This window comes from Sulfitobacter guttiformis, from assembly GCF_003610455.1.
GTDB lineage: Bacteria > Pseudomonadota > Alphaproteobacteria > Rhodobacterales > Rhodobacteraceae > Sulfitobacter > Sulfitobacter guttiformis.
Genome location: NZ_RAQK01000001.1, coordinates 600,540 through 617,659, shown reverse-complemented (window position 1 = coordinate 617,659; position 17,120 = coordinate 600,540). Strand labels below are relative to the sequence as shown.

Annotated in this window: 20 protein-coding genes; 11 read left to right on the top strand and 9 right to left on the bottom strand. The window is 58.2% G+C overall.

What is annotated here, in order from left to right; genetic code table 11:
• Positions 1-47: 47 nt before the first annotated feature.
• The 6 genes from C8N30_RS02895 to C8N30_RS02870 all read left to right on the top strand — a co-directional run bounded on the left by C8N30_RS02895 (position 48) and on the right by C8N30_RS02870 (position 6,447).
• Positions 48-728 carry an SURF1 family protein gene (locus C8N30_RS02895; RefSeq protein ID WP_025062994.1) on the top strand — a complete coding sequence of 227 codons (681 nt, stop codon included), beginning with the start codon at positions 48-50 and terminating at the stop codon, positions 726-728.
• A gap of 3 nt (positions 729-731) precedes the next feature.
• On the top strand, positions 732-2,120 hold the full coding sequence (gene thrC, locus C8N30_RS02890) for a threonine synthase (protein WP_025062993.1): 1,389 nt from the start codon (positions 732-734) through the stop codon (positions 2,118-2,120).
• Positions 2,117-3,379, top strand: a complete 1,263-nt coding sequence (locus C8N30_RS02885; protein WP_025062992.1) for a M16 family metallopeptidase — start codon at positions 2,117-2,119, stop codon at positions 3,377-3,379. Before thrC ends, C8N30_RS02885 begins: the two co-directional genes overlap by 4 nt.
• Positions 3,379-3,963 (top strand): GNAT family N-acetyltransferase, encoded by a 585-nt coding sequence (locus tag C8N30_RS02880; RefSeq protein WP_025062991.1) that lies wholly within the window; start codon positions 3,379-3,381, stop codon positions 3,961-3,963. Before C8N30_RS02885 ends, C8N30_RS02880 begins: the two co-directional genes overlap by 1 nt.
• Before the next feature lie 182 nt (positions 3,964-4,145).
• Positions 4,146-4,973 (top strand): MBL fold metallo-hydrolase, encoded by an 828-nt coding sequence (locus C8N30_RS02875; RefSeq protein ID WP_025062990.1) that lies wholly within the window; start codon positions 4,146-4,148, stop codon positions 4,971-4,973.
• A gap of 52 nt (positions 4,974-5,025) precedes the next feature.
• Complete coding sequence (locus C8N30_RS02870) at positions 5,026-6,447, top strand: FAD-binding oxidoreductase (RefSeq protein WP_025062989.1); 1,422 nt, start codon at positions 5,026-5,028, stop codon at positions 6,445-6,447.
• A 12-nt stretch (positions 6,448-6,459) separates the two neighbouring features.
• Here C8N30_RS02870 and C8N30_RS02865 read toward each other — a convergent pair whose 3' ends face one another.
• From C8N30_RS02865 to C8N30_RS02850, 4 genes are all read right to left on the bottom strand, one after another.
• A complete protein-coding gene (locus C8N30_RS02865) occupies positions 6,460-6,990 on the bottom strand; it encodes an adenine phosphoribosyltransferase (protein ID WP_025062988.1) in 531 nt (176 codons plus the stop codon).
• Entirely contained in the window at positions 6,987-7,256 is a 270-nt protein-coding gene (locus tag C8N30_RS02860) for a hypothetical protein (protein ID WP_147419674.1), read from the bottom strand. The genes C8N30_RS02865 and C8N30_RS02860 overlap by 4 nt, the downstream gene beginning before the upstream one ends.
• Positions 7,257-7,366: 110 nt before the next feature.
• Positions 7,367-7,942: a hypothetical protein gene (locus C8N30_RS02855; protein WP_037967957.1), complete on the bottom strand. Its 576-nt coding sequence runs from the start codon at positions 7,940-7,942 to the stop codon at positions 7,367-7,369.
• 71 nt (positions 7,943-8,013) lie between these two features.
• Positions 8,014-8,886 carry an S-methyl-5'-thioadenosine phosphorylase gene (locus C8N30_RS02850; protein ID WP_025062986.1) on the bottom strand — a complete coding sequence of 291 codons (873 nt, stop codon included), beginning with the start codon at positions 8,884-8,886 and terminating at the stop codon, positions 8,014-8,016.
• 326 nt (positions 8,887-9,212) lie between these two features.
• On the opposite strand from C8N30_RS02850, the gene C8N30_RS02845 reads away from it, so the two are divergent.
• Entirely contained in the window at positions 9,213-10,883 is a 1,671-nt protein-coding gene (locus C8N30_RS02845) for a SulP family inorganic anion transporter (protein WP_025062985.1), read from the top strand.
• A 7-nt stretch (positions 10,884-10,890) separates the two neighbouring features.
• Here the strand turns inward: C8N30_RS02845 and C8N30_RS02840 are convergent, their stop codons facing one another.
• Together C8N30_RS02840 and C8N30_RS02835 are read right to left on the bottom strand one after the other, a co-directional pair.
• The gene (locus C8N30_RS02840) at positions 10,891-11,445 is read right to left on the bottom strand and encodes a pyridoxamine 5'-phosphate oxidase family protein (RefSeq protein ID WP_025062984.1); all 555 of its coding nucleotides are present in this window, start codon (positions 11,443-11,445) and stop codon (positions 10,891-10,893) included.
• A gap of 26 nt (positions 11,446-11,471) precedes the next feature.
• Positions 11,472-12,077 carry a flavin reductase family protein gene (locus tag C8N30_RS02835; protein WP_025062983.1) on the bottom strand — a complete coding sequence of 202 codons (606 nt, stop codon included), beginning with the start codon at positions 12,075-12,077 and terminating at the stop codon, positions 11,472-11,474.
• Between the two features lie 86 nt (positions 12,078-12,163).
• Between C8N30_RS02835 and C8N30_RS02830 the strand changes: the two genes are divergently transcribed.
• Both C8N30_RS02830 and C8N30_RS02825 read left to right on the top strand, forming a co-directional pair.
• Positions 12,164-12,649 (top strand): GNAT family N-acetyltransferase, encoded by a 486-nt coding sequence (locus tag C8N30_RS02830; protein WP_025062982.1) that lies wholly within the window; start codon positions 12,164-12,166, stop codon positions 12,647-12,649.
• A gap of 45 nt (positions 12,650-12,694) precedes the next feature.
• Positions 12,695-13,456, top strand: a complete 762-nt coding sequence (locus C8N30_RS02825; RefSeq protein WP_025062981.1) for an EcsC family protein — start codon at positions 12,695-12,697, stop codon at positions 13,454-13,456.
• Between the two features lie 22 nt (positions 13,457-13,478).
• On the opposite strand, the gene modC is transcribed toward C8N30_RS02825, so the two are convergent.
• The 3 genes from modC to modA are packed head-to-tail and all read right to left on the bottom strand — an operon-like array spanning position 13,479 to position 15,981.
• Positions 13,479-14,558 (bottom strand): molybdenum ABC transporter ATP-binding protein, encoded by a 1,080-nt coding sequence (gene modC / locus C8N30_RS02820; RefSeq protein WP_025062980.1) that lies wholly within the window; start codon positions 14,556-14,558, stop codon positions 13,479-13,481.
• Complete coding sequence (gene modB, locus C8N30_RS02815; protein ID WP_025062979.1) at positions 14,555-15,247, bottom strand: molybdate ABC transporter permease subunit; 693 nt, start codon at positions 15,245-15,247, stop codon at positions 14,555-14,557. The genes modC and modB overlap by 4 nt, the downstream gene beginning before the upstream one ends.
• Positions 15,244-15,981 carry a molybdate ABC transporter substrate-binding protein gene (gene modA, locus C8N30_RS02810; protein ID WP_025062978.1) on the bottom strand — a complete coding sequence of 246 codons (738 nt, stop codon included), beginning with the start codon at positions 15,979-15,981 and terminating at the stop codon, positions 15,244-15,246. Before modA ends, modB begins: the two co-directional genes overlap by 4 nt.
• 123 nt (positions 15,982-16,104) lie before the next feature.
• On the opposite strand from modA, the gene C8N30_RS02805 reads away from it, so the two are divergent.
• Positions 16,105-16,611 carry an NUDIX hydrolase gene (locus tag C8N30_RS02805; RefSeq protein WP_025062977.1) on the top strand — a complete coding sequence of 169 codons (507 nt, stop codon included), beginning with the start codon at positions 16,105-16,107 and terminating at the stop codon, positions 16,609-16,611.
• Between the two features lie 61 nt (positions 16,612-16,672).
• Positions 16,673-17,119: a DUF1178 family protein gene (locus C8N30_RS02800; RefSeq protein ID WP_025062976.1), complete on the top strand. Its 447-nt coding sequence runs from the start codon at positions 16,673-16,675 to the stop codon at positions 17,117-17,119.
• The last annotated feature ends 1 nt before the right edge of the window (position 17,120 follow it).

Here is a 17,120-nt window from a genome sequence, read left to right as displayed (position 1 = left end):
CTTTATGCCTCGCGCGTTTTTCATTCCTACCGCTCACGGGAGCTGTCATGCGTCGCGTTTTGTTTTTCGGTATCATCGGGGTGGGCGGAGCTGCGATCCTTCTCTGGCTCGGCTTTTGGCAGATGCAGCGCCTCGAATGGAAGCTGGGCGTCATTGCCGACATCGATGCGCGGATTAAAGCGGCACCGATCCCTTTGCCTGATGTCCTTGATCCGGTCCAGGATGCTTATCTTCCGGTTGAAATCAGAGGCGTGGTCGCGTCCGAGTATTTGCGCGTATTGGTTAGCCAAAAAGAAATTGGCGCTGGCTACCGCATTATCTCCGCGATGGATATGGGGGGGCGGCGCGTGCTTCTCGACCGTGGGTTCACACCTGTCGATCAGTTGGATATCCCAGCACATGAAGGGTCCGAGACTGTGCAAGGGAATCTGCAATGGCCGCAGGAAACTGACGGATTCACACCCGAGCCCGACATTAACGAAAACATCTGGTTTGCCCGCGATGTTGCCGCTATGGCAGAGGCTTTGAACACGGATGAGGTCCTCGTGGTTGCCAAACAGACGTCTTTCGACGATGCCCCTGTGTCCCCGCTGCCTGTTGACACGAGCGCGATTCCAAACGACCACCTGCAATACGCGATTACGTGGTTCTCGCTTGCTGCGATATGGATTGCGATGACCCTTGCCTTTACCCTGCGTGCCCGCCGTGCGCCCAAACAGACGAGCTGACAGATGCGTTATATCTCCACCCGTGGCACTGCCCCCATCCTGACATTCGAGGAGGCAATGCTGACAGGTTTGGCCCGTGATGGTGGCCTCTATGTGCCCGAAACAATCCCGCAGCTGAGCCGTGCAGATATTGCAGCAATGGCAGGGCAGTCATACGAAGACGTGGCATTTACAGTGATGCGCCCGTTTATCGGAGATACTTTCACGGATGCCGAATTCCGCGATCTGATCGCCAAGGCCTATGCCGGCTTCGGACATGCAAGCCGCGCCCCGCTTAAGGAGCTGGCACCCAACCATTTCCTGCTTGAGTTGTTCCACGGCCCCACATTGGCTTTCAAAGACTTTGCGATGCAGTTGATTGGCCAGATGTTCCAGCTTGCGCTGGGGCGCAAAGGTGAGCGGGTGACGATTGTCGGCGCGACCTCTGGTGATACAGGCTCAGCCGCGATTGAAGCGTTCCGTGGCCTTGATAACGTTGACGTAGTGATCCTCTATCCCCATGGCCGCGTCTCCGAGGTGCAGCGCCGCCAGATGACTACGCCATCAGAGAGTAACGTGCATGCGCTGGCAGTGGATGGTGATTTTGACGATTGTCAGGCCCGCCTCAAGGATATGTTCAACGATTTCGAGTTCCGCGACGGCGTGAAGCTGGCGGGCGTAAATTCGATCAACTGGGGTCGTGTGTTGGCGCAGGTTGTCTATTATTTCACCTCCGCCGTGAGTCTTGGCGCGCCGGACCGGAAGGTGAGCTTTACCGTCCCTACAGGAAATTTCGGAGATATTTTTGCAGGCTATATTGCTAAGAAAATGGGTCTGCCGATTGAGCAGCTCATCGTAGCGACGAACCAGAACGATATCTTGCACCGCTGCCTGAGTGGAGAAGGTTATCACAAAAGCACTGTGCACCCTTCTATTAGCCCATCAATGGATATTCAGGTCAGCTCCAATTTCGAGCGAGCTTTGTTCGACGCCTACGACCGTGATGGCGGTGCTGTGGCACAGCTCATGGCCGAGTTGGGGCAGGGCGGCTTTGATGTCTCACAAGGGGCAGCACAGGCTTTGTCAGAGCATTATTCCTCCGGTCGCGCCTCCGAAGAAGAGACCTCTAATACGATTACACAGACACTTAAAAATAGCGCCGAGTTGCTGTGCCCCCATTCCGCCATTGGTGTGAAGGTGGCAGAGGAGTTGCGTGATCCGGCTACACCGATGATCACATTGGCAACAGCGCATCCCGCCAAATTCCCCGATGCGGTGCAAGCAGCGACAGGCATACGCCCGCCCTTGCCACCGCGTATGGCCGACCTTTATGACCGCCCCGAGCGTTTGACCCGCGTGCCAAACGACCTTGAAGCGCTCAAGACCCAGATCAAAGGACTGATTGCTCAGTGACCCTTCAAACCCACCGCCTTTCAAACGGCTTTCGCATCGTAACTGAATCCATGCCGGGCCTTGCCTCTGCTTCTATCGGGATATGGGTCGGCGCAGGGGGCCGACACGAGACGCCCGCCCAGAATGGTATCGCGCATTTCCTTGAGCATATGGCGTTCAAGGGGACCAAGACACGCACATCCCTCCAGATTGCCGAGGCGATCGAGGACGTTGGCGGATATATCAATGCCTATACCTCGCGCGAGGTGACAGCCTATTATGTGCGGGTGCTTGAAAATGATGTGCCGCTTGGCCTTGAGGTGATTGCGGATATCCTGCGCAACCCGTTGATGGATGAGGCAGAGATCGAGGTTGAGCGCGGTGTGATCCTGCAAGAGATTGGACAGGCGCTCGACACACCGGACGATGTGATTTTTGATTGGCTCCAAGAGCAAGCTTTCCCCGACCAGCCCATGGGTCGGACGATATTGGGCCCGGCAGAGCGTGTGTCTAACTTCTCGCGTCAGGACCTTACAGGATTTATCGACCAGCATTACGGGCCCGAGCAAATGATTCTGAGTGCTGCAGGCGCTGTTGATCATGATGCGTTGGTAGCAATGGCCGAGAAACTGTTTGGAGATATGAAGCCAAAGCCGCTGATGCGCGCTTTGCCCGGTGTTTATGCCGGTGGGGAGCACCGCCAGATCAAGGATCTGGAGCAAGCACATTTTGCGTTAGGTTTCGAAAGTCCCGGCTATCGTGCCGACGATATTTATGTGGCACAAATCTATGCTTCCGCACTGGGAGGGGGGATGTCGAGCCGCCTGTTCCAGGAGGTCCGTGAAAACCGTGGACTTTGCTATACCATCTTTGCCCAAGCGGGTGCTTATGCCGATACCGGCATGATGACGGTATATGCCGGAACGTCCGGTGAACAGTTGCCAGAGCTTGCGGGTATTACCATCGACGAGATGAAGCGCGCAGCGACCGATATGTCTCCCGCCGAAGTGGCGCGGGCGCGGGCACAGATGAAAGCCGGCCTGTTGATGGGGTTGGAGAGTCCCTCTAACCGTGCCGAACGTCTGGCCCGCCTGATCCAGATCTGGGACCGTATTCCCGCACTGGAAGAAACTATTGCCCAAATTGATGCTGTTACCACTGGCGATGTCCGTGATTTCGCAGAGCGGATGGCGGCAACTGCACCGGCTGCATTGGCGCTTTATGGTCCTGTAGAGAGCGCGCCTACCCTTGAGGAACTTGAGGCCAGGCGCGTCGCCTGATGCTGTCCTTGCGGCGTAAACTTACGATTGAGACAGCGCGGATGACGCTGCGTGCGCCCGCACATCATGATTTTCGTCCATGGGTGGCGCTGCGCAGTGCAAGCAGGGAGTTTTTGACGCCTTGGGAGCCCGCATGGTCGGCAGACCACCTGAGTCGAAAAGCATTCTCAAACCGTGTTTATTGGGCCAACCGTTCGATCAATGCGGGCACGGCGGTACCGCTGTTTCTGGTTAGACGGTCCGACAACATGTTGTTGGGCGCAATTACCCTCGACAATATCCGGCGCGGTCCCGCGCTTGCGGGAACACTTGGCTATTGGACAGGTGCTGCGTTCGCGCGGCAGGGATATATGCGAGAAGCTATAGAGACGGTCGTGCATTATGCCTTCACGCATCTGGAGCTGAGCCGGATAGAGGCCGCTTGCCTGCCCGAAAACGCGGCCTCTCGCGGATTGCTTGAGCGGTCCGGCTTTAAATACGAGGGCGTCGCCCAAAGCTATTTGCAGATCGACGGACGCTGGCGCACCCATGTGCTTTACGCCAGTCTGCGGGGGGATCGTCGTGGGAAGACGACTGCAAGCTGATCCGGAGGGCATAAGTTTCCGCTGTCATCCACATCGCTTTGCTTCAGATGGTTCCATTTAAGGCGGCATCCGACGCAGTATCGCGTTGATGCAGGCGGCAAAGGCTGATGTGATCGGTGGCGCAATGACGCAGGTCCAATAATGGGTTTCGGATTTCCGCAAACTGCTGTTACGTTTTGCAGATGATTTTAAGAATTGCAGCCATATGGATGTTGATGGTGGGGACAGTGCAGGCGCAAAATGCGGCTGCAACCCGTATTCCCAGTCATTGTCACGCACTTGCTGGTGCAACGCAGGGGATGGAATATGTACACCGCGCAGCCCTGCGCACAGTGCCTGAGGAGGCGGTCGACCTGCATTATGTTGGCCACGCCAGTTTTCTCATTCGCTCTGCGGGCGGGCTAAATATCGTTACGGATTTTACAGGGTTTATCGGGTCCACCAGAATGATCCCTGATGTTGTCACGATGAACCACGCCCATGACACCCATTGGACCGCCTTTCCCGATCCTGCGATCCCGCATGTGCTGCCCGGATGGGGTGAATTCGGCGAAGGGGTCCAGCACCGGCTCGATCTTGGGGAGGTGCTGGTACGTAACGTTTCGACCGATATACGCTCGCAATTTTCGGGCATCGAGGAGAACGGCAATTCGATCTTTGTATTCGAGATGGCGGGCCTGTGCATCGGGCATCTTGGCCATCTGCACCATGCACCCAATGACGAGCAATACGCGGCGATTGGTCGGCTGGATGTTGTGATGGCACCTGTCGACGGGGGCTACACCCTTGATCAGCCCACGATGATCAGCGTGCTCAAGCGCCTGCGGTCGCGCATCGTCATCCCGATGCACTGGTTCTCGCTGTTTGCGCTGGATGATTTTCTGGACGGCATGCGCGATGAATTCGCAGTGGTCGAGGTAGAGGGCGGCATGCTCAGCGTGCGGCGCGACAGCCTGCCCGGGCAGCCCACGATCATGGTGCTCCGGCCGACATATATCAGCGAAGATTAGACAGGCGGCGTCTGCCCCTTGCATCCTGCCGCTGGGCATTAGATCAATAGATATGACACATACACTTAATCCCGCCGATCCCGCCTTTGCCGAAACCCTGCGCGCCGCATTGCCTGAGGGGACACTCGATCAGGCATCCGCCCGCTACCTCGAAGAACCGCGGGGGCGCTATGCCGGTCAGACCAGTATTCTGGCCAAGCCGCGCACGGTAGAGCAGGTTGCAACCCTGATCCGTATGGCCGGGCAGGCGCGGGTGGGGGTTATCCCTTATGGCGGTGGTACGGGGCTTGTTGGCGGTCAGGTGGCCACAGGTGAGATTGCGCCTCTTATCCTTTCTCTAGAGCGGATGAACAAGGTCCGTGCCATTTATCCTGATGAAAATGTGCTGGTGGCCGAAGCGGGCGTTATCCTCGCTGATGTTCAAAATGCGGCTCAAGAGGCCGACCGCCTGTTCCCTCTCAGTCTTGCTGCGCAGGGTACAGCGCGGATCGGTGGCAATCTGGCGACGAATGCGGGCGGTACGGGCGTACTGCGCTATGGGAATACGCGGGACCTTTGTCTTGGGCTGGAGGCGGTGCTGCCCGACGGGCAGATCTGGCACGGCCTGACGCGGTTGCGCAAAAACAATACTGGCTACGATCTTCGTCATTTGCTGATCGGCGCTGAAGGTACACTCGGCGTGATCACAGCAGCAGCGCTCAAACTGTTCGCGCGGCCTGCAAAAACCGGCACAGCGCTATTGGTTGTCGAAAGCCCTGATGCAGCCCTTAAGCTGTTGAGCATGGCTCGTGGTTTGTTTGGGGAAATGGTCAGCGCGTTTGAGCTGATCCACCGTCAGGGATTTGATTTTCTGACCGAAACGATGCCGGAAGTGCGCCAGCCCTTTGCCACACCGCCTGAATGGTGCGTGCTGGTTGAATTGGGTCTGGCGGCTGATATGGATCCGCAAGGCGCGCTTGAAACGTTGTTTGAAAAGGCGTCGGAAGAGGGCCTTGTGCCGGATGGGCTCATTGCGCAATCTGCAGCGCAGGCCAATGATTTCTGGACAATCCGTGAGAGTATTCCCGAGGCCAACCGCCGCATCGGCTCTGTCTCAAGTCACGATATATCTGTGCCACTGGGCGCAATCCCCGAGTTCATCGAGGTGGGCGGCGCGCGGCTGGCACAGATGGGTGATTTCAGGATCAACTGTTTTGGCCACGTAGGTGACGGAAATCTGCATTTTAACGTTTTCCCGCAGGTTGGCCGGAGCCGCGCCGATCACGAGAACCAGCGCGTCGCGATAAAGGCCTGTGTGCATGATCTGGTGCACGAGTTGGGCGGCTCGATCTCGGCCGAGCATGGCATCGGTAGGGTGAAGGTCGCCGATCTGGAGACATACGGTGACCCCGCCAAATTGTCGGCCATGCGCGCCATCAAGGCCGCGCTCGACCCCATTGGCATCATGAACCCGGGTGCCGTGCTCAGACGCTAGCCTGTGGTGGCCCTAGTGGCCATCAAACGCGCAAAGCGCCTGTACGTCCATGCCCATCGCCTCCAAGCGCTTGCGGCCGCCCAGTTCTGGTAGATCAATGATAAAACTGGTTGATACGATTTCGGCGCCCAGTTTTTCAAGCAGCTTAATTCCTGCTTCTGCCGTGCCACCCGTTGCCAGCAGATCATCAACTACAAGCACTTTTTCACCGGGCTGAATGGCATCAGTGTGAATTTCCATCGTCGCCTCGCCGTATTCCAGCTTATAATCTTGTGACAGCGTCTTTCCAGGCAGCTTGCCCTTCTTGCGGATCGGCACAAAGCCGATGCTAAGCTGATGTGCAATTGCTCCGCCCATGATGAAACCGCGTGCCTCGAGGCCTACAACTTTGTCGATGCGCATCCCTGCATAGGGGTGCAGCATCTGGTCAATGGCCATGCGAAAACCGCGCGGATCGGCGAACAGGGTGGTCACGTCGCGGAACATGATTCCTTCGTGGGGGAAATCGGGGATGGTGCGAATATAGTCAGCTACGGATTTCATGTCGTGCTCCGGCGAAGGGTGGCGGTGAGGACACCCATCATGATGAGTGCGACCCCTCCGGCGCGGGTGATCCACGCGATAATATTCGGCCGTGCGATCAGGCAGCGCAGACGGTCGGCCGCCAGTGCATAGGCCAGTGCGTTGAGCGCTGCAAGCATTACGACGGTGACGACTAGAGTGGACAACTGCGGCAGCAGAGCCGCGCCCGCCTTGGTGATTTGCAGAACAAAGACAATTAGCAGCGCGATCCGTTTCGGATTTAGCACCGTCAATGCTGCTGTGTGGGCGAACGCATGGCGGGGACTTATATTTTTTGTGATCACCATGCCCTTGCGATCAAAAGCGCAAACCAGAGGCCAAGGGCATCGATAAACCTTTAATCAGGCGGGTAGTGGCGTTGCAGCGCCATCGTGTCCTGAGCGCCCAAAGTTTTCAAGCTGTTGTCGGCCTCTTGGGATAGTATCGAGCGGGTGGTGTAGTGGGGGTTCCGTATATCTGTAATCAGGCCGAGGGCTTGGGTGATCTCCTCAAGCATGACAGATTCGTACTGGCGTATCGTCAGCGTATTGGAAACGCCGATGGCCGCCCCTTTGATCGTACTGCCTTCTACGTCCAGAGCAGTGATCGCGTTAGCGATGGTCAGGCCGCTGAGGAGGGCGGCAGTGCTGCTGGTGATGGTTTGCCCGCGCGGAATGTCGAGGAGGTGTATGGTGATGTCAGGTGTCCCGTCGATCAGGATCAGCCGCAGACCCATGTCAACCGCATTCAGGTGCTGGAGGGCACGCACAATAGAAGCCTCGGCCCGTTTAAGCTTACCGCCAAGAAAGACCGGATCACGCTGGATAAGGCCTACACTGATATCCGTTTTCTTCCATTTATAGAATGGTTTCGCACAGTCCCCTTCAGGTGGTGCAGCGCAAGCAACGAGGCGGTAGAAGGCCTCGTCGCTCATGGGGCCGCTGCTGTCGATAAAATCCTGTGCACGGACCGGTAGCGCCATGCAAATCAAGAGCAGCAGACGGATCAGAGCAGCCGCCCTGCCACCGCGTCCAGTTTCGCCATAAGGGCAGGATCGCGTGCATCCGGCTGGGTCATGATTGCATACTCCAATGCGCGGTCACAGCCATGCGGGCAGGGCGCACGATCAGCCCCGAGCAAAGTGGGCAAGCGGGCCACCAGGTTGCGCGCATTGGCGGCGTTCCCTTGCAAGGTCTTAATGATCTCGGTGACGTCAACCTCGCCATGATCCGGATGCCAGCTGTCGTAATCGGTGATCATCGCAACACTGGCATAGCAAAGCTCGGCCTCGCGGGCGAGTTTTGCTTCGGGCATGTTGGTCATGCCGATCACGTCGGCACCCCATGCGCTGCGGTACATTTTGCTTTCGGCCAATGTCGAGAATTGCGGACCTTCCATCGCGAGATATGTGCCGCCGCGATGCACGTTTACACCAACGGCTTTTGCGGCTTCCTCACAGGCATCCGACAGACGCGGGCAGGTAGGATGGGCTACGCTTACATGGGCCACACATCCGGCCCCGAAGAACGATTTTTCACGGGCAAAAGTGCGGTCAATAAATTGATCGACAACGACAAAATCTCCGGGTGCCATTTCCTCGCGGAATGATCCGCATGCGGAGACAGAGATCACATCCGTGCAGCCCAGACGCTTGAGCGCGTCGATATTGGCGCGGTAGGGAACGGTGCTGGGCGTATGGACATGACCGCGCCCGTGCCGGGGAAGGAACGCCATCTCGACCCCGTCGAGAGTGCCGGTGAGAATCGCATCGGATGGCGCGCCCCAAGGGGTCTCGACCGTGGTCCATTGCGGGCTCTCGAGCCCGTCGATGTCATAGATGCCGGATCCGCCGATGATGGCGATTTTAGTGTTTGTCATGGGATATCCTCGGTTCGGTTGGAGCAATGGTGGCGCGGCGCAATGGCGAATGCAACCGAACAAATCGTATGCCTTGGGGGGCTTCGCGCACCTTTTTCCGGCTGGGCGAACACCGAGCGGGGTAACGTTGTCTACTGCGCGGTTCTGAAACCTGTAAGAGTTTACCTTTACCTCAGTTAGACAACAGGGACCTACGCAAAGCTATCTAATGCCGAAGTTCAAAGCCTTGAGGGGTGGGGTTTGCACTTTTGCGGCATCCTTGGTAGGGCAACGTCAACGTGCGTTTGCACATTTTCGACTTCCAGACATTGAGACAGGATGCCCTCATGGTGCGCACAGCATTTCGCAGCTTTACCCAAGCTTTGACCCCCAAAGACATGACCGACCTGCGCTGGATGGGCGATGACGGATTTTCTGTGTCTCGACTTCGCATCGAACTACTGTCTGGCCTGACAGTAGCCTTAGCGCTGGTGCCCGAGGCTGTGGCGTTTGCGTTTGTTGCGGGCGTGCACCCGCTGGTTGGATTGTATGCTGCATTCATCGTGGGGTTGATTACCGCGCTGATCGGCGGGCGTCCGGGGATGATCTCGGGCGCGACAGGCGCTTTGGCTGTGGTCATGGTGGCCCTCGTGGCGCAGCACGGGGTCGAGTATCTGTTCGCGACCGTTGTTTTAATGGGGCTTTTGCAAATTTTTGCAGGTGTTATGCAGTGGGGTAAATTTATCCGGCTGGTGCCGCATCCAGTGATGTTAGGTTTTGTGAATGGCCTCGCGATTGTGATTTTTCTGGCCCAGATGGGACAGTTCAAGGTGCCCGGCACAATGGTGGATACGGGCCATGGTCTGTCGGGTGGTGAGTGGCTTACGGGGATGCCATTAGCGTTGATGCTGGCACTTGTGGCGGCGACGATGGCGATTATCTGGGTGATGCCGCGGATTACAAAAGTAATCCCCGCGCCCTTGGCGGGGATCGGCATTGTGGCGGCCGTGGTTATCTTTACCGGCATGGATGTGCCGCGGGTCGGTGATCTGGCCTCCATCAGTGGCGGTCTGCCGACCTTGCACAATCCTTTTGGTGAAGGTCTGGGCCTTTATGGCACCGCGCTTGCTCCCTTTAACATGGAAACTCTTTATATCATCGCGCCTTATGCCGTGATCCTGGCTGCGATCGGCCTGATCGAGAGCTTGCTTACGCTCAACCTTGTGGGGGATATGACCAATACGCGGGGCGGTGCCAGCCAGGAATGTTTGGCGCAGGGTGTGGCTAATACAGTCACCGGCTTTTTTGGCGGGATGGGCGGTTGTGCCATGATCGGCCAGTCAATGATCAACGTAAAATCCGGCGGTCGCACGCGGGTCGCGGGCATTTTTGCGGCGGTCTGCTTGCTGATGTTTATCGTCGTTGCCGCGCCCCTGATCGAGGTAATCCCGCTGGCGGCATTGGTCGGAGTGATGTTCATGGTCGTGATCGGGACATTCGCATGGAACAGCCTTACCATCCTGCGCAAGGTGCCGCTGACGGATGCCTTTGTGATCCTGCTGGTCACGGTTGTGACGGTGTATAAGGATCTTGCGATTGCGGTGGTCGTCGGTGTGATCGTAAGCGCGCTTGCTTATGCGTGGAACAACGCACGGCGCATCCACGCTAAGACTTATATCACACCTGAAGGCGCCAAGGTGTATCAGGTGCAGGGGCCGTTGTTTTTCGGTTCGGCCGAGGGGTTTGCAGAGTTGTTTGACGTGCTGAATGATCCATCTGTTGTAATCGTTGATTTTAACGACAGCCGTGTTGTGGACCAGTCTGCATTGCAGGCGATCGAGGCGATAGCAAGCAAGTACCAGAACGCCGGAAAACGGATCGAGTTGCGGCATCTGACCCGGGATTGTCATGCGCTGCTGACCAAAGCCGGACATCTGATGATCGACAGCGACGATGATCCAGATTATCAGATCGCGGTCGATTATCAGGTGCGTACGGGTATTTTAGGGGGGCACTGACCCACGCTCAGGGGGCGACCCATTGGCCCGCCCACCCATCGGCGCGCACAAAGGCAGCGCGGCGGTGCTGCGTCCCCAGATGCACAAGATCGAAGGCAGTAACCGTGCACTCCAGTACGGCAAAGCGCGTTCTGTTAGCGGGCTTTTCGTAATCGTAGACTGATGCAATCGGTGCGCCCGGGTCGGGCACAGTACCATACGAGACGCGTGATCCTTCGGGAATTTGCCTCCATTGCGCCTCGACGGCCTCTCCAGTCAGGATGGCGACCTGCGTTGTAACCCTTATTTGTAGATCAGACCGCGGTATCCAGATGTGCAGGGCAGCCACTGGATTATGACGCAGGGCGGCCACTTTGTCCGTGGCGATATCTGTATGCACTTCCAGTGTGCCGGCAGTGGAGGAGGCGGCGCGCAGGGCAACTGTCCGCGCTTGGGGTATGCCCTCGGGGCTAACCGTAGCGAAGGTAGGATAGCGCGCAGGGGCGCGTCGGTCTGCAACACCCCGTCCGAGATGCTGCCATGCTTGCGCAAGGAAGGCCGCGAGATCATTGGGATCGCTCATATCTTGTTTTCTCGCTGTTGGGGGGGTCAATCGTCGGGACGAATAATTTCGAAGACCTCGCGCACAGCGGTGTAGTCGCGGTAACCCAAGCGGCTAAGGGGGACGTATTTTGTCACGTCAAAGCGCCCGTCCACGACACAATCATCGCGCAGGTGCACGCCTATTACTTCGCCAAAGCAGACAAAATTCGCCTCGCCCTCGATCTGGACAATCTGGGTCATGCGGCATTCAAGGGCGGCCGGTGCGGTCGCGACGCGGGCGCAGTCGATCTCCGAACACTCCGCCTTCTCAATGCCCGCGTGGGCGAACTCATCGGTACCGTGGGGCAGGGTGGCAGAGGATTTGTTCATTGCTTCACGCGCTGCATATTCGACGATATTTACGCAAAATACGCCTGTCTCTTTGATGTTCGCCATGCTGTCCTTTGTGCCGTCTACATCATCCTTAATACCGGTAGAGGCGAACATGACCTGCGGCGGCACGTAAGCAACGCCGTTGAAAAACGAATAGGGAGCGATGTTGTCGCGGCCTTGTGAATCGCGTGTACTGATCCAGCCGATCGGGCGGGGCGTGACAATAGCGTTGAAGGGATTGTGCGGCAGGTCGTGGCCGTCTTTCGGGCGATAGAACATAAGGGTGCGGTCCTCGGGTTGTGATTGAACAAACAGCTAGCGCCGTGATAGGGCGGTGACCAGTAGAAAACCCCGGAGCACTGCCTTTGTACGAGATTGCCCCTGAAACAGCGGCTGACCTCTGGGAGGTCGAAGCGCTATATGATACCTGTTTTGCGCCTGGCCGGACGGCGCTGTCGTCGTACCGCCTGCGTGAGGGCGTGCCGCCTGTCGCGGGTCTTAGCCTTGTGGCGCGCGACGATCTGGGAATTCTGGCGGGAGCGATCCGGTTCTGGCCTGTACGTGTGGGCGGGAAAGATGTTCTGCTGTTAGGGCCTGTTGCAGTGCACCCCACGCGGCAAGGTGAAGGCCTTGCGGCGCTTTTGATTGTCACATCGCTTGAGCAGGCTGTACCGTTGGGATGGCACCGTGTGATGCTGGTGGGCGATGCGCCCTATTACGGGCGGTTCGGGTTTGCGCGTCTTGATGATGTTGTCATGCCCCCACCGACCAATCCCGACCGCGTTCTGGGCCGCGCCCTTGTCGACGGGGCTTGGGAGGGTGTTACAGGCGAGGTGATGCGTGTCCGTTGAAATGCAGTCCTGCTGCGCCCACTTATAGCGGGAAGGAGTTCCATCATGCCCAAGCCACTGTTGCCTGCCGTTGTAGATGTCGAAGCTGAACTGGACCGGATTGCGCGCCTGTACAAAGGTGCAGGCGGTGTCGGGATTAACGTGCTTAATCTGATTGGCGGACAGGCGGAGAACCTGCTGGAGCGTTTGCCCGCATCGGTACGAAGACAGCTGGAGGGGGCGACCGTGCGCGCACTCAACCATGCGATGTCCGCAGCACATAAAAGCCGCAGCAGGGTGCCCGATCAGGCGGCTTGGCTAAACTCTGCCGTTTCGATGGGGTTGGGGGCGGCAGGCGGTGCAGGCGGGCTGCCCACCGCACTGGCAGAACTGCCGGTGACAACCACGCTACTGTTGCGGGTGATCGAGGGGGTCGCCGTCGAATACGGGTTCGACCCAGAACTCGAATCTGTGCGGTTCGATTGTGTGCAGGTTTTCTCTGCTGCGGGACCACTCACCGATGACGACGGATCGGAGTTGGCATTCTTGACGGCGCGGCTGGCTTTGTCCGGGAAGGCAGTGCAGACGGTCATCAACAAAGTGGCGCCGCGCCTTGCGGTGGTGCTGGGGCAAAAATTGGCAGCGCAAGCCGTGCCGGTACTGGGGGCTGTTGCAGGCGCTGCGACGAATTACGCCTATACCAGTTATTATCAGGACATGGCGCATGTGCATTTCGGTCTGCGCAAGCTTGCGATTGACGCGGATATCGCACCAAACGAATTGAACAAGCGCTTGGCAGGCAAAATGAAGCTGCTTGCCAAGGCCTGAAGATATGACGGACGGTGTGTGCCTATCGCCCGATGCTCGACTGGGCGATTGCTGTCGACTTCAGCACTGCAAAACACGATGTTCCAACCTCCAAGCCGAGGGCGGATACAGCGCGGCCGGTGATGCGGGCGAGGATCTGCTCGCCCCCGACATCAAGTGTCACCGCAGCGCCGGGGCCGGCGCCTGCGTGAATCCCTATAATACGCGCCGCGAGGATGTTAAGCGCGCTGATGCCCTCAGGCCGTGTTCGTGCGATCATTACATCCTGCGCTTTGATCCGCAGCCGCAGTGTGGTGCCGACAGCAGCCATGACACCCGGCAGGACAAGGTTGCCGCCGCGAAGCCTGAGCGTGCTCAGGCCGTCCGCATCATGGCTTTGAACCGTGGCCTCAATCACTGATCCGGCTTCGCGCACGCCAATCAGGGGCACGGCAGCAGGGTCCGACATGACATCGCGCAAGGGCCCTTGGGCAGCGATGTGCCCTTTCTTTATTACGATCAGCGTATCGGCAAGGCGGGTAATCTCGTCTACCGCATGACTGACGTAGAGGATGGGCAGGTTTAGAGGGCCGTCGCGCAAATGTTCTAGGTAGGGCAGGATTTCGTGTTTGCGGGCACTATCGAGACTGGCAAGGGGTTCATCCATCAACAGCATACGTGGTGCGCTGAGCAGGGCGCGGCCCAGTGCTGTGCGTTGCTTCTCGCCGCCGGACAGTGTGTTCGGCGCACGATCCAGCAGACCGGCAAGGCCCAGAAGGTCAATCACCTCGGCGCGGGGGACAGAAGTACCGCGTGGCGCATAGCGGGTGCCAAAATCGAGGTTTTGCGCCACGGTGAGATGTGCAAACAGACGTGCATCCTGAAACACGGTGCCAAAGCGCCTTTTGTGCGGTGGCATGTGTAAGCCACGGGTAGTGTCCATCAAAACCGTTCCGTCAACTTCGAGATAGCCCTCGTCAGGGCGAAGCAAGCCTGCAATGGCATTGATAATAGTGCTTTTTCCTGCACCGGAGCGGCCAAAAAGGGCTGTAATCCCGCTGCCTGCCTCAAGGTCGAGGTCAAGGGTGAAGCCCGCGAATTTATGTTTCAGGCGGAGCTTCATGACGCGCCGGAAATCCGGACTGCGACGCGGCGCGCCAGTCCTTCGGAAAGGAAAACCGCACCCAGCGCCACAGCACACGACAGCAGGGCCATTGCGGCTGCTTTACCCTCACCGCCCGGAATTTGAAGGGCAGTCCAGATGGCGATGGGCAGGGTCTGCGTCTGGCCTGGAATGTTTGCGACAAAGGTGATGGTTGCGCCAAACTCCCCCATAGCTTTGGCAAAGCCCATGACCGCTCCAGCAAGGATACCGGGCGCGATAAGCGGCAGGGTCACGCGGGTGAACACGCCCACGCGCGAGGCGCCAAGTGTGGCTGCGGCGTCCTCGATCCTTGGATCGACCGCCTCTATCGCCAAACGCATTGCGCGGACCATCAGGGGAAACCCCATCACAATGGCGGCCAGCACGGCGCCGGTCCACTTGAACGCCAGAGTGAGCCCCACAGCGGCGAGCGTGGCGCCCACAGGAGCATTGGGCGAAAAGATTACCAGAAGAACGTAGCCTGTCACCACTGGCGGCAGGACCAGCGGCAGATGCACCAGCGCGTTGAGCAGGGATTTGCCATAAAACTCTTTGCGCGCCAGCAGCCACGCAACCCAGAGGGCCAGTGGTACGGCGATGATCGTCGCCCATAGGGCAACCCAGAGTGAAAGGCGGAGTGCCTCCCATGCGACGGCGTCCAGCGTCACGGCGTAAAGCCGTATTTTGCAAAGATGGCAGCAGCGGCAGGGCTGGACAGCAGTGTGAGGAAGGGGCGGCCCGCCTCCGTTACAGCGGCGGCAGGATAGCGGATCGCGGAATGGCTCTCATCGGGTACGGTATAGACCACCCTTACACGCGCTTCTGCAACAGCATCAGAGGCATAGACCACACCAAGTGGGGCCGCCCCGACAGCAACAAGGGCGAGAGCGGCGCGCACGCTGTCGGTTTCGGCAAGCTGTGGCAATAACGTATCCCATGCGTCAATATCCGTGAGCCACTCGCGCGCATAGGCGCCTGCGGGCACGCCATCCCGCTGACCTATGGCGAGGCGTCCGCCATCAAGCGCCGCGAGAAGTGTATCCGCATTAGCGACACTTAGATCAGGGGCATCTGCCGCACCGACAAGCACAAGGCGACCACCGGCGATCTCTGTCTGTGTGCCGTTGAGGATCAGACCGCGCTGTGACAGCCACGCGCTCCAGTCGCGATGGGCGAGAATGACCACATCCGCCGGAGCTCCTGCGTCGATCTGGCGGGCAAGGGTGCCTGAGCCTGCAAACGATAGAGTCACCTCTGCGGGGTATTTGGTTGCGATCTCGCTCAGGGCATCGCGCAGGGAGGCGGCGGCAAACACGGTCACGGGGGGTGAATTCACAGGCTGGGCCTGCGCTGGCAGAACCATTACGACAATCGAAACAAAAAGGAAAAATAGGCGCGCCATATGCCTCCGGTTATCCGCCAAGCGGAGCGCCCCCGCAAGAGGGCGCGGGAGGGTGCTGGTGCTTGGAGGGGAAACCCTGTAGAACAGGAGGTTAAGAGGTTTTGAGGCGAGGGTTACGCGATAATGGCAAATCAATTGCCGATCTCGTTACATGGCGGTGAAAAAGGCAGTGCGCGCACACAGTTTGCGGCACTATGCTGGCGTGTACGGCGCGGCAAGGTGCAGATTTTGCTTATCACCTCGCGGAGGCGCAAACGCTGGATTGTGCCAAAAGGCTGGCCCATGGACGGCAAGACCCCTGCGGATTGCGCCCTCACGGAAAGTTGGGAAGAGGCAGGAGTTGTGGGCACGGCGAGTGATGATTGCATCGGTGTGTATTCCTACGCGCGGATGAGAGAGGGCGAGGAGGATGTTCCTTGCCTAGCGATGTTATATCCGGTCAAGGTAAAGACACTAAAGACGAAGTTTCCGGAGCGAAAATACCGGCGGCGCAAATGGGTCTCACGCAAGAAGGCCGCAAAACTGGTGAACGAGCGCGAATTGTCAAAGCTTATCAATAGCTTTAGTCCGCCCAAGAGCGCACTCAAGCCGGTAGATAAGTCAGCAGAGAAACATGCGCGACCTGCTTGACCTGCGGCGGCGGAGCATGCCCGCGCAACAGGCTTGTGAATGAAACAGGAAGTGAGGCCAGATGATCCGCTATGCGTTGAAATGCAATCACGGCCATACGTTTGACGGGTGGTTTGCCTCGGCTGCGGCATTCGATGCGCAGCTCGCAGCAGGGCAGGTAAGCTGTGCTGTGTGCGGAGGGGCAGACGTCTCCAAGGCGCTGATGGCGCCGCAGGTCGCTCTAATATCGTCGGTTGCTGCTGATATGCCGGAAGTGCCCAAGTCGGGCCAGCCGCCATTGTCAAAAGAGGCCATGGAAATCGCGATCGCAAAAATGCGCAAACAGGTCGAGGAAAACGCGACCTATGTCGGCGGAAAGTTTGCCGAAAAAGCACGTGCAATGCATGAGGGCACGGCGCCCGAGACCTCAATATACGGTGAGGCGACCGCGCAGGAGGCGCGGCAGCTTATTGAAGAGGGTGTGCCGGTGATCTCGCTGCCATTCAAGCCAAAACAGAAACTCCAATAAC

What these genes read in the sequence shown, in the direction of transcription:
- C8N30_RS02895 (WP_025062994.1), top strand. Translation starts at nt 48, where the DNA reads ATGCGTCGCGTTTTGTTTTTCGGTATCATCGGGGTGGGCGGAGCTGCG.
- thrC (WP_025062993.1), top strand. Translation starts at nt 732, where the DNA reads ATGCGTTATATCTCCACCCGTGGCACTGCCCCCATCCTGACATTCGAG.
- C8N30_RS02880 (WP_025062991.1), top strand. Translation starts at nt 3,379, where the DNA reads ATGCTGTCCTTGCGGCGTAAACTTACGATTGAGACAGCGCGGATGACG.
- C8N30_RS02875 (WP_025062990.1), top strand. Translation starts at nt 4,146, where the DNA reads ATGATTTTAAGAATTGCAGCCATATGGATGTTGATGGTGGGGACAGTG.
- C8N30_RS02870 (WP_025062989.1), top strand. Translation starts at nt 5,026, where the DNA reads ATGACACATACACTTAATCCCGCCGATCCCGCCTTTGCCGAAACCCTG.
- C8N30_RS02865 (WP_025062988.1), bottom strand. Translation starts at nt 6,990, where the DNA reads ATGAAATCCGTAGCTGACTATATTCGCACCATCCCCGATTTCCCCCAC.
- C8N30_RS02855 (WP_037967957.1), bottom strand. Translation starts at nt 7,942, where the DNA reads ATGAGCGACGAGGCCTTCTACCGCCTCGTTGCTTGCGCTGCACCACCT.
- C8N30_RS02850 (WP_025062986.1), bottom strand. Translation starts at nt 8,886, where the DNA reads ATGACAAACACTAAAATCGCCATCATCGGCGGATCCGGCATCTATGAC.
- C8N30_RS02845 (WP_025062985.1), top strand. Translation starts at nt 9,213, where the DNA reads ATGGTGCGCACAGCATTTCGCAGCTTTACCCAAGCTTTGACCCCCAAA.
- C8N30_RS02840 (WP_025062984.1), bottom strand. Translation starts at nt 11,445, where the DNA reads ATGAGCGATCCCAATGATCTCGCGGCCTTCCTTGCGCAAGCATGGCAG.
- C8N30_RS02835 (WP_025062983.1), bottom strand. Translation starts at nt 12,077, where the DNA reads ATGTTCTATCGCCCGAAAGACGGCCACGACCTGCCGCACAATCCCTTC.
- C8N30_RS02825 (WP_025062981.1), top strand. Translation starts at nt 12,695, where the DNA reads ATGCCCAAGCCACTGTTGCCTGCCGTTGTAGATGTCGAAGCTGAACTG.
- modC (WP_025062980.1), bottom strand. Translation starts at nt 14,558, where the DNA reads ATGAAGCTCCGCCTGAAACATAAATTCGCGGGCTTCACCCTTGACCTC.
- modA (WP_025062978.1), bottom strand. Translation starts at nt 15,981, where the DNA reads ATGGCGCGCCTATTTTTCCTTTTTGTTTCGATTGTCGTAATGGTTCTG.
- C8N30_RS02805 (WP_025062977.1), top strand. Translation starts at nt 16,105, where the DNA reads ATGGCAAATCAATTGCCGATCTCGTTACATGGCGGTGAAAAAGGCAGT.
- C8N30_RS02800 (WP_025062976.1), top strand. Translation starts at nt 16,673, where the DNA reads ATGATCCGCTATGCGTTGAAATGCAATCACGGCCATACGTTTGACGGG.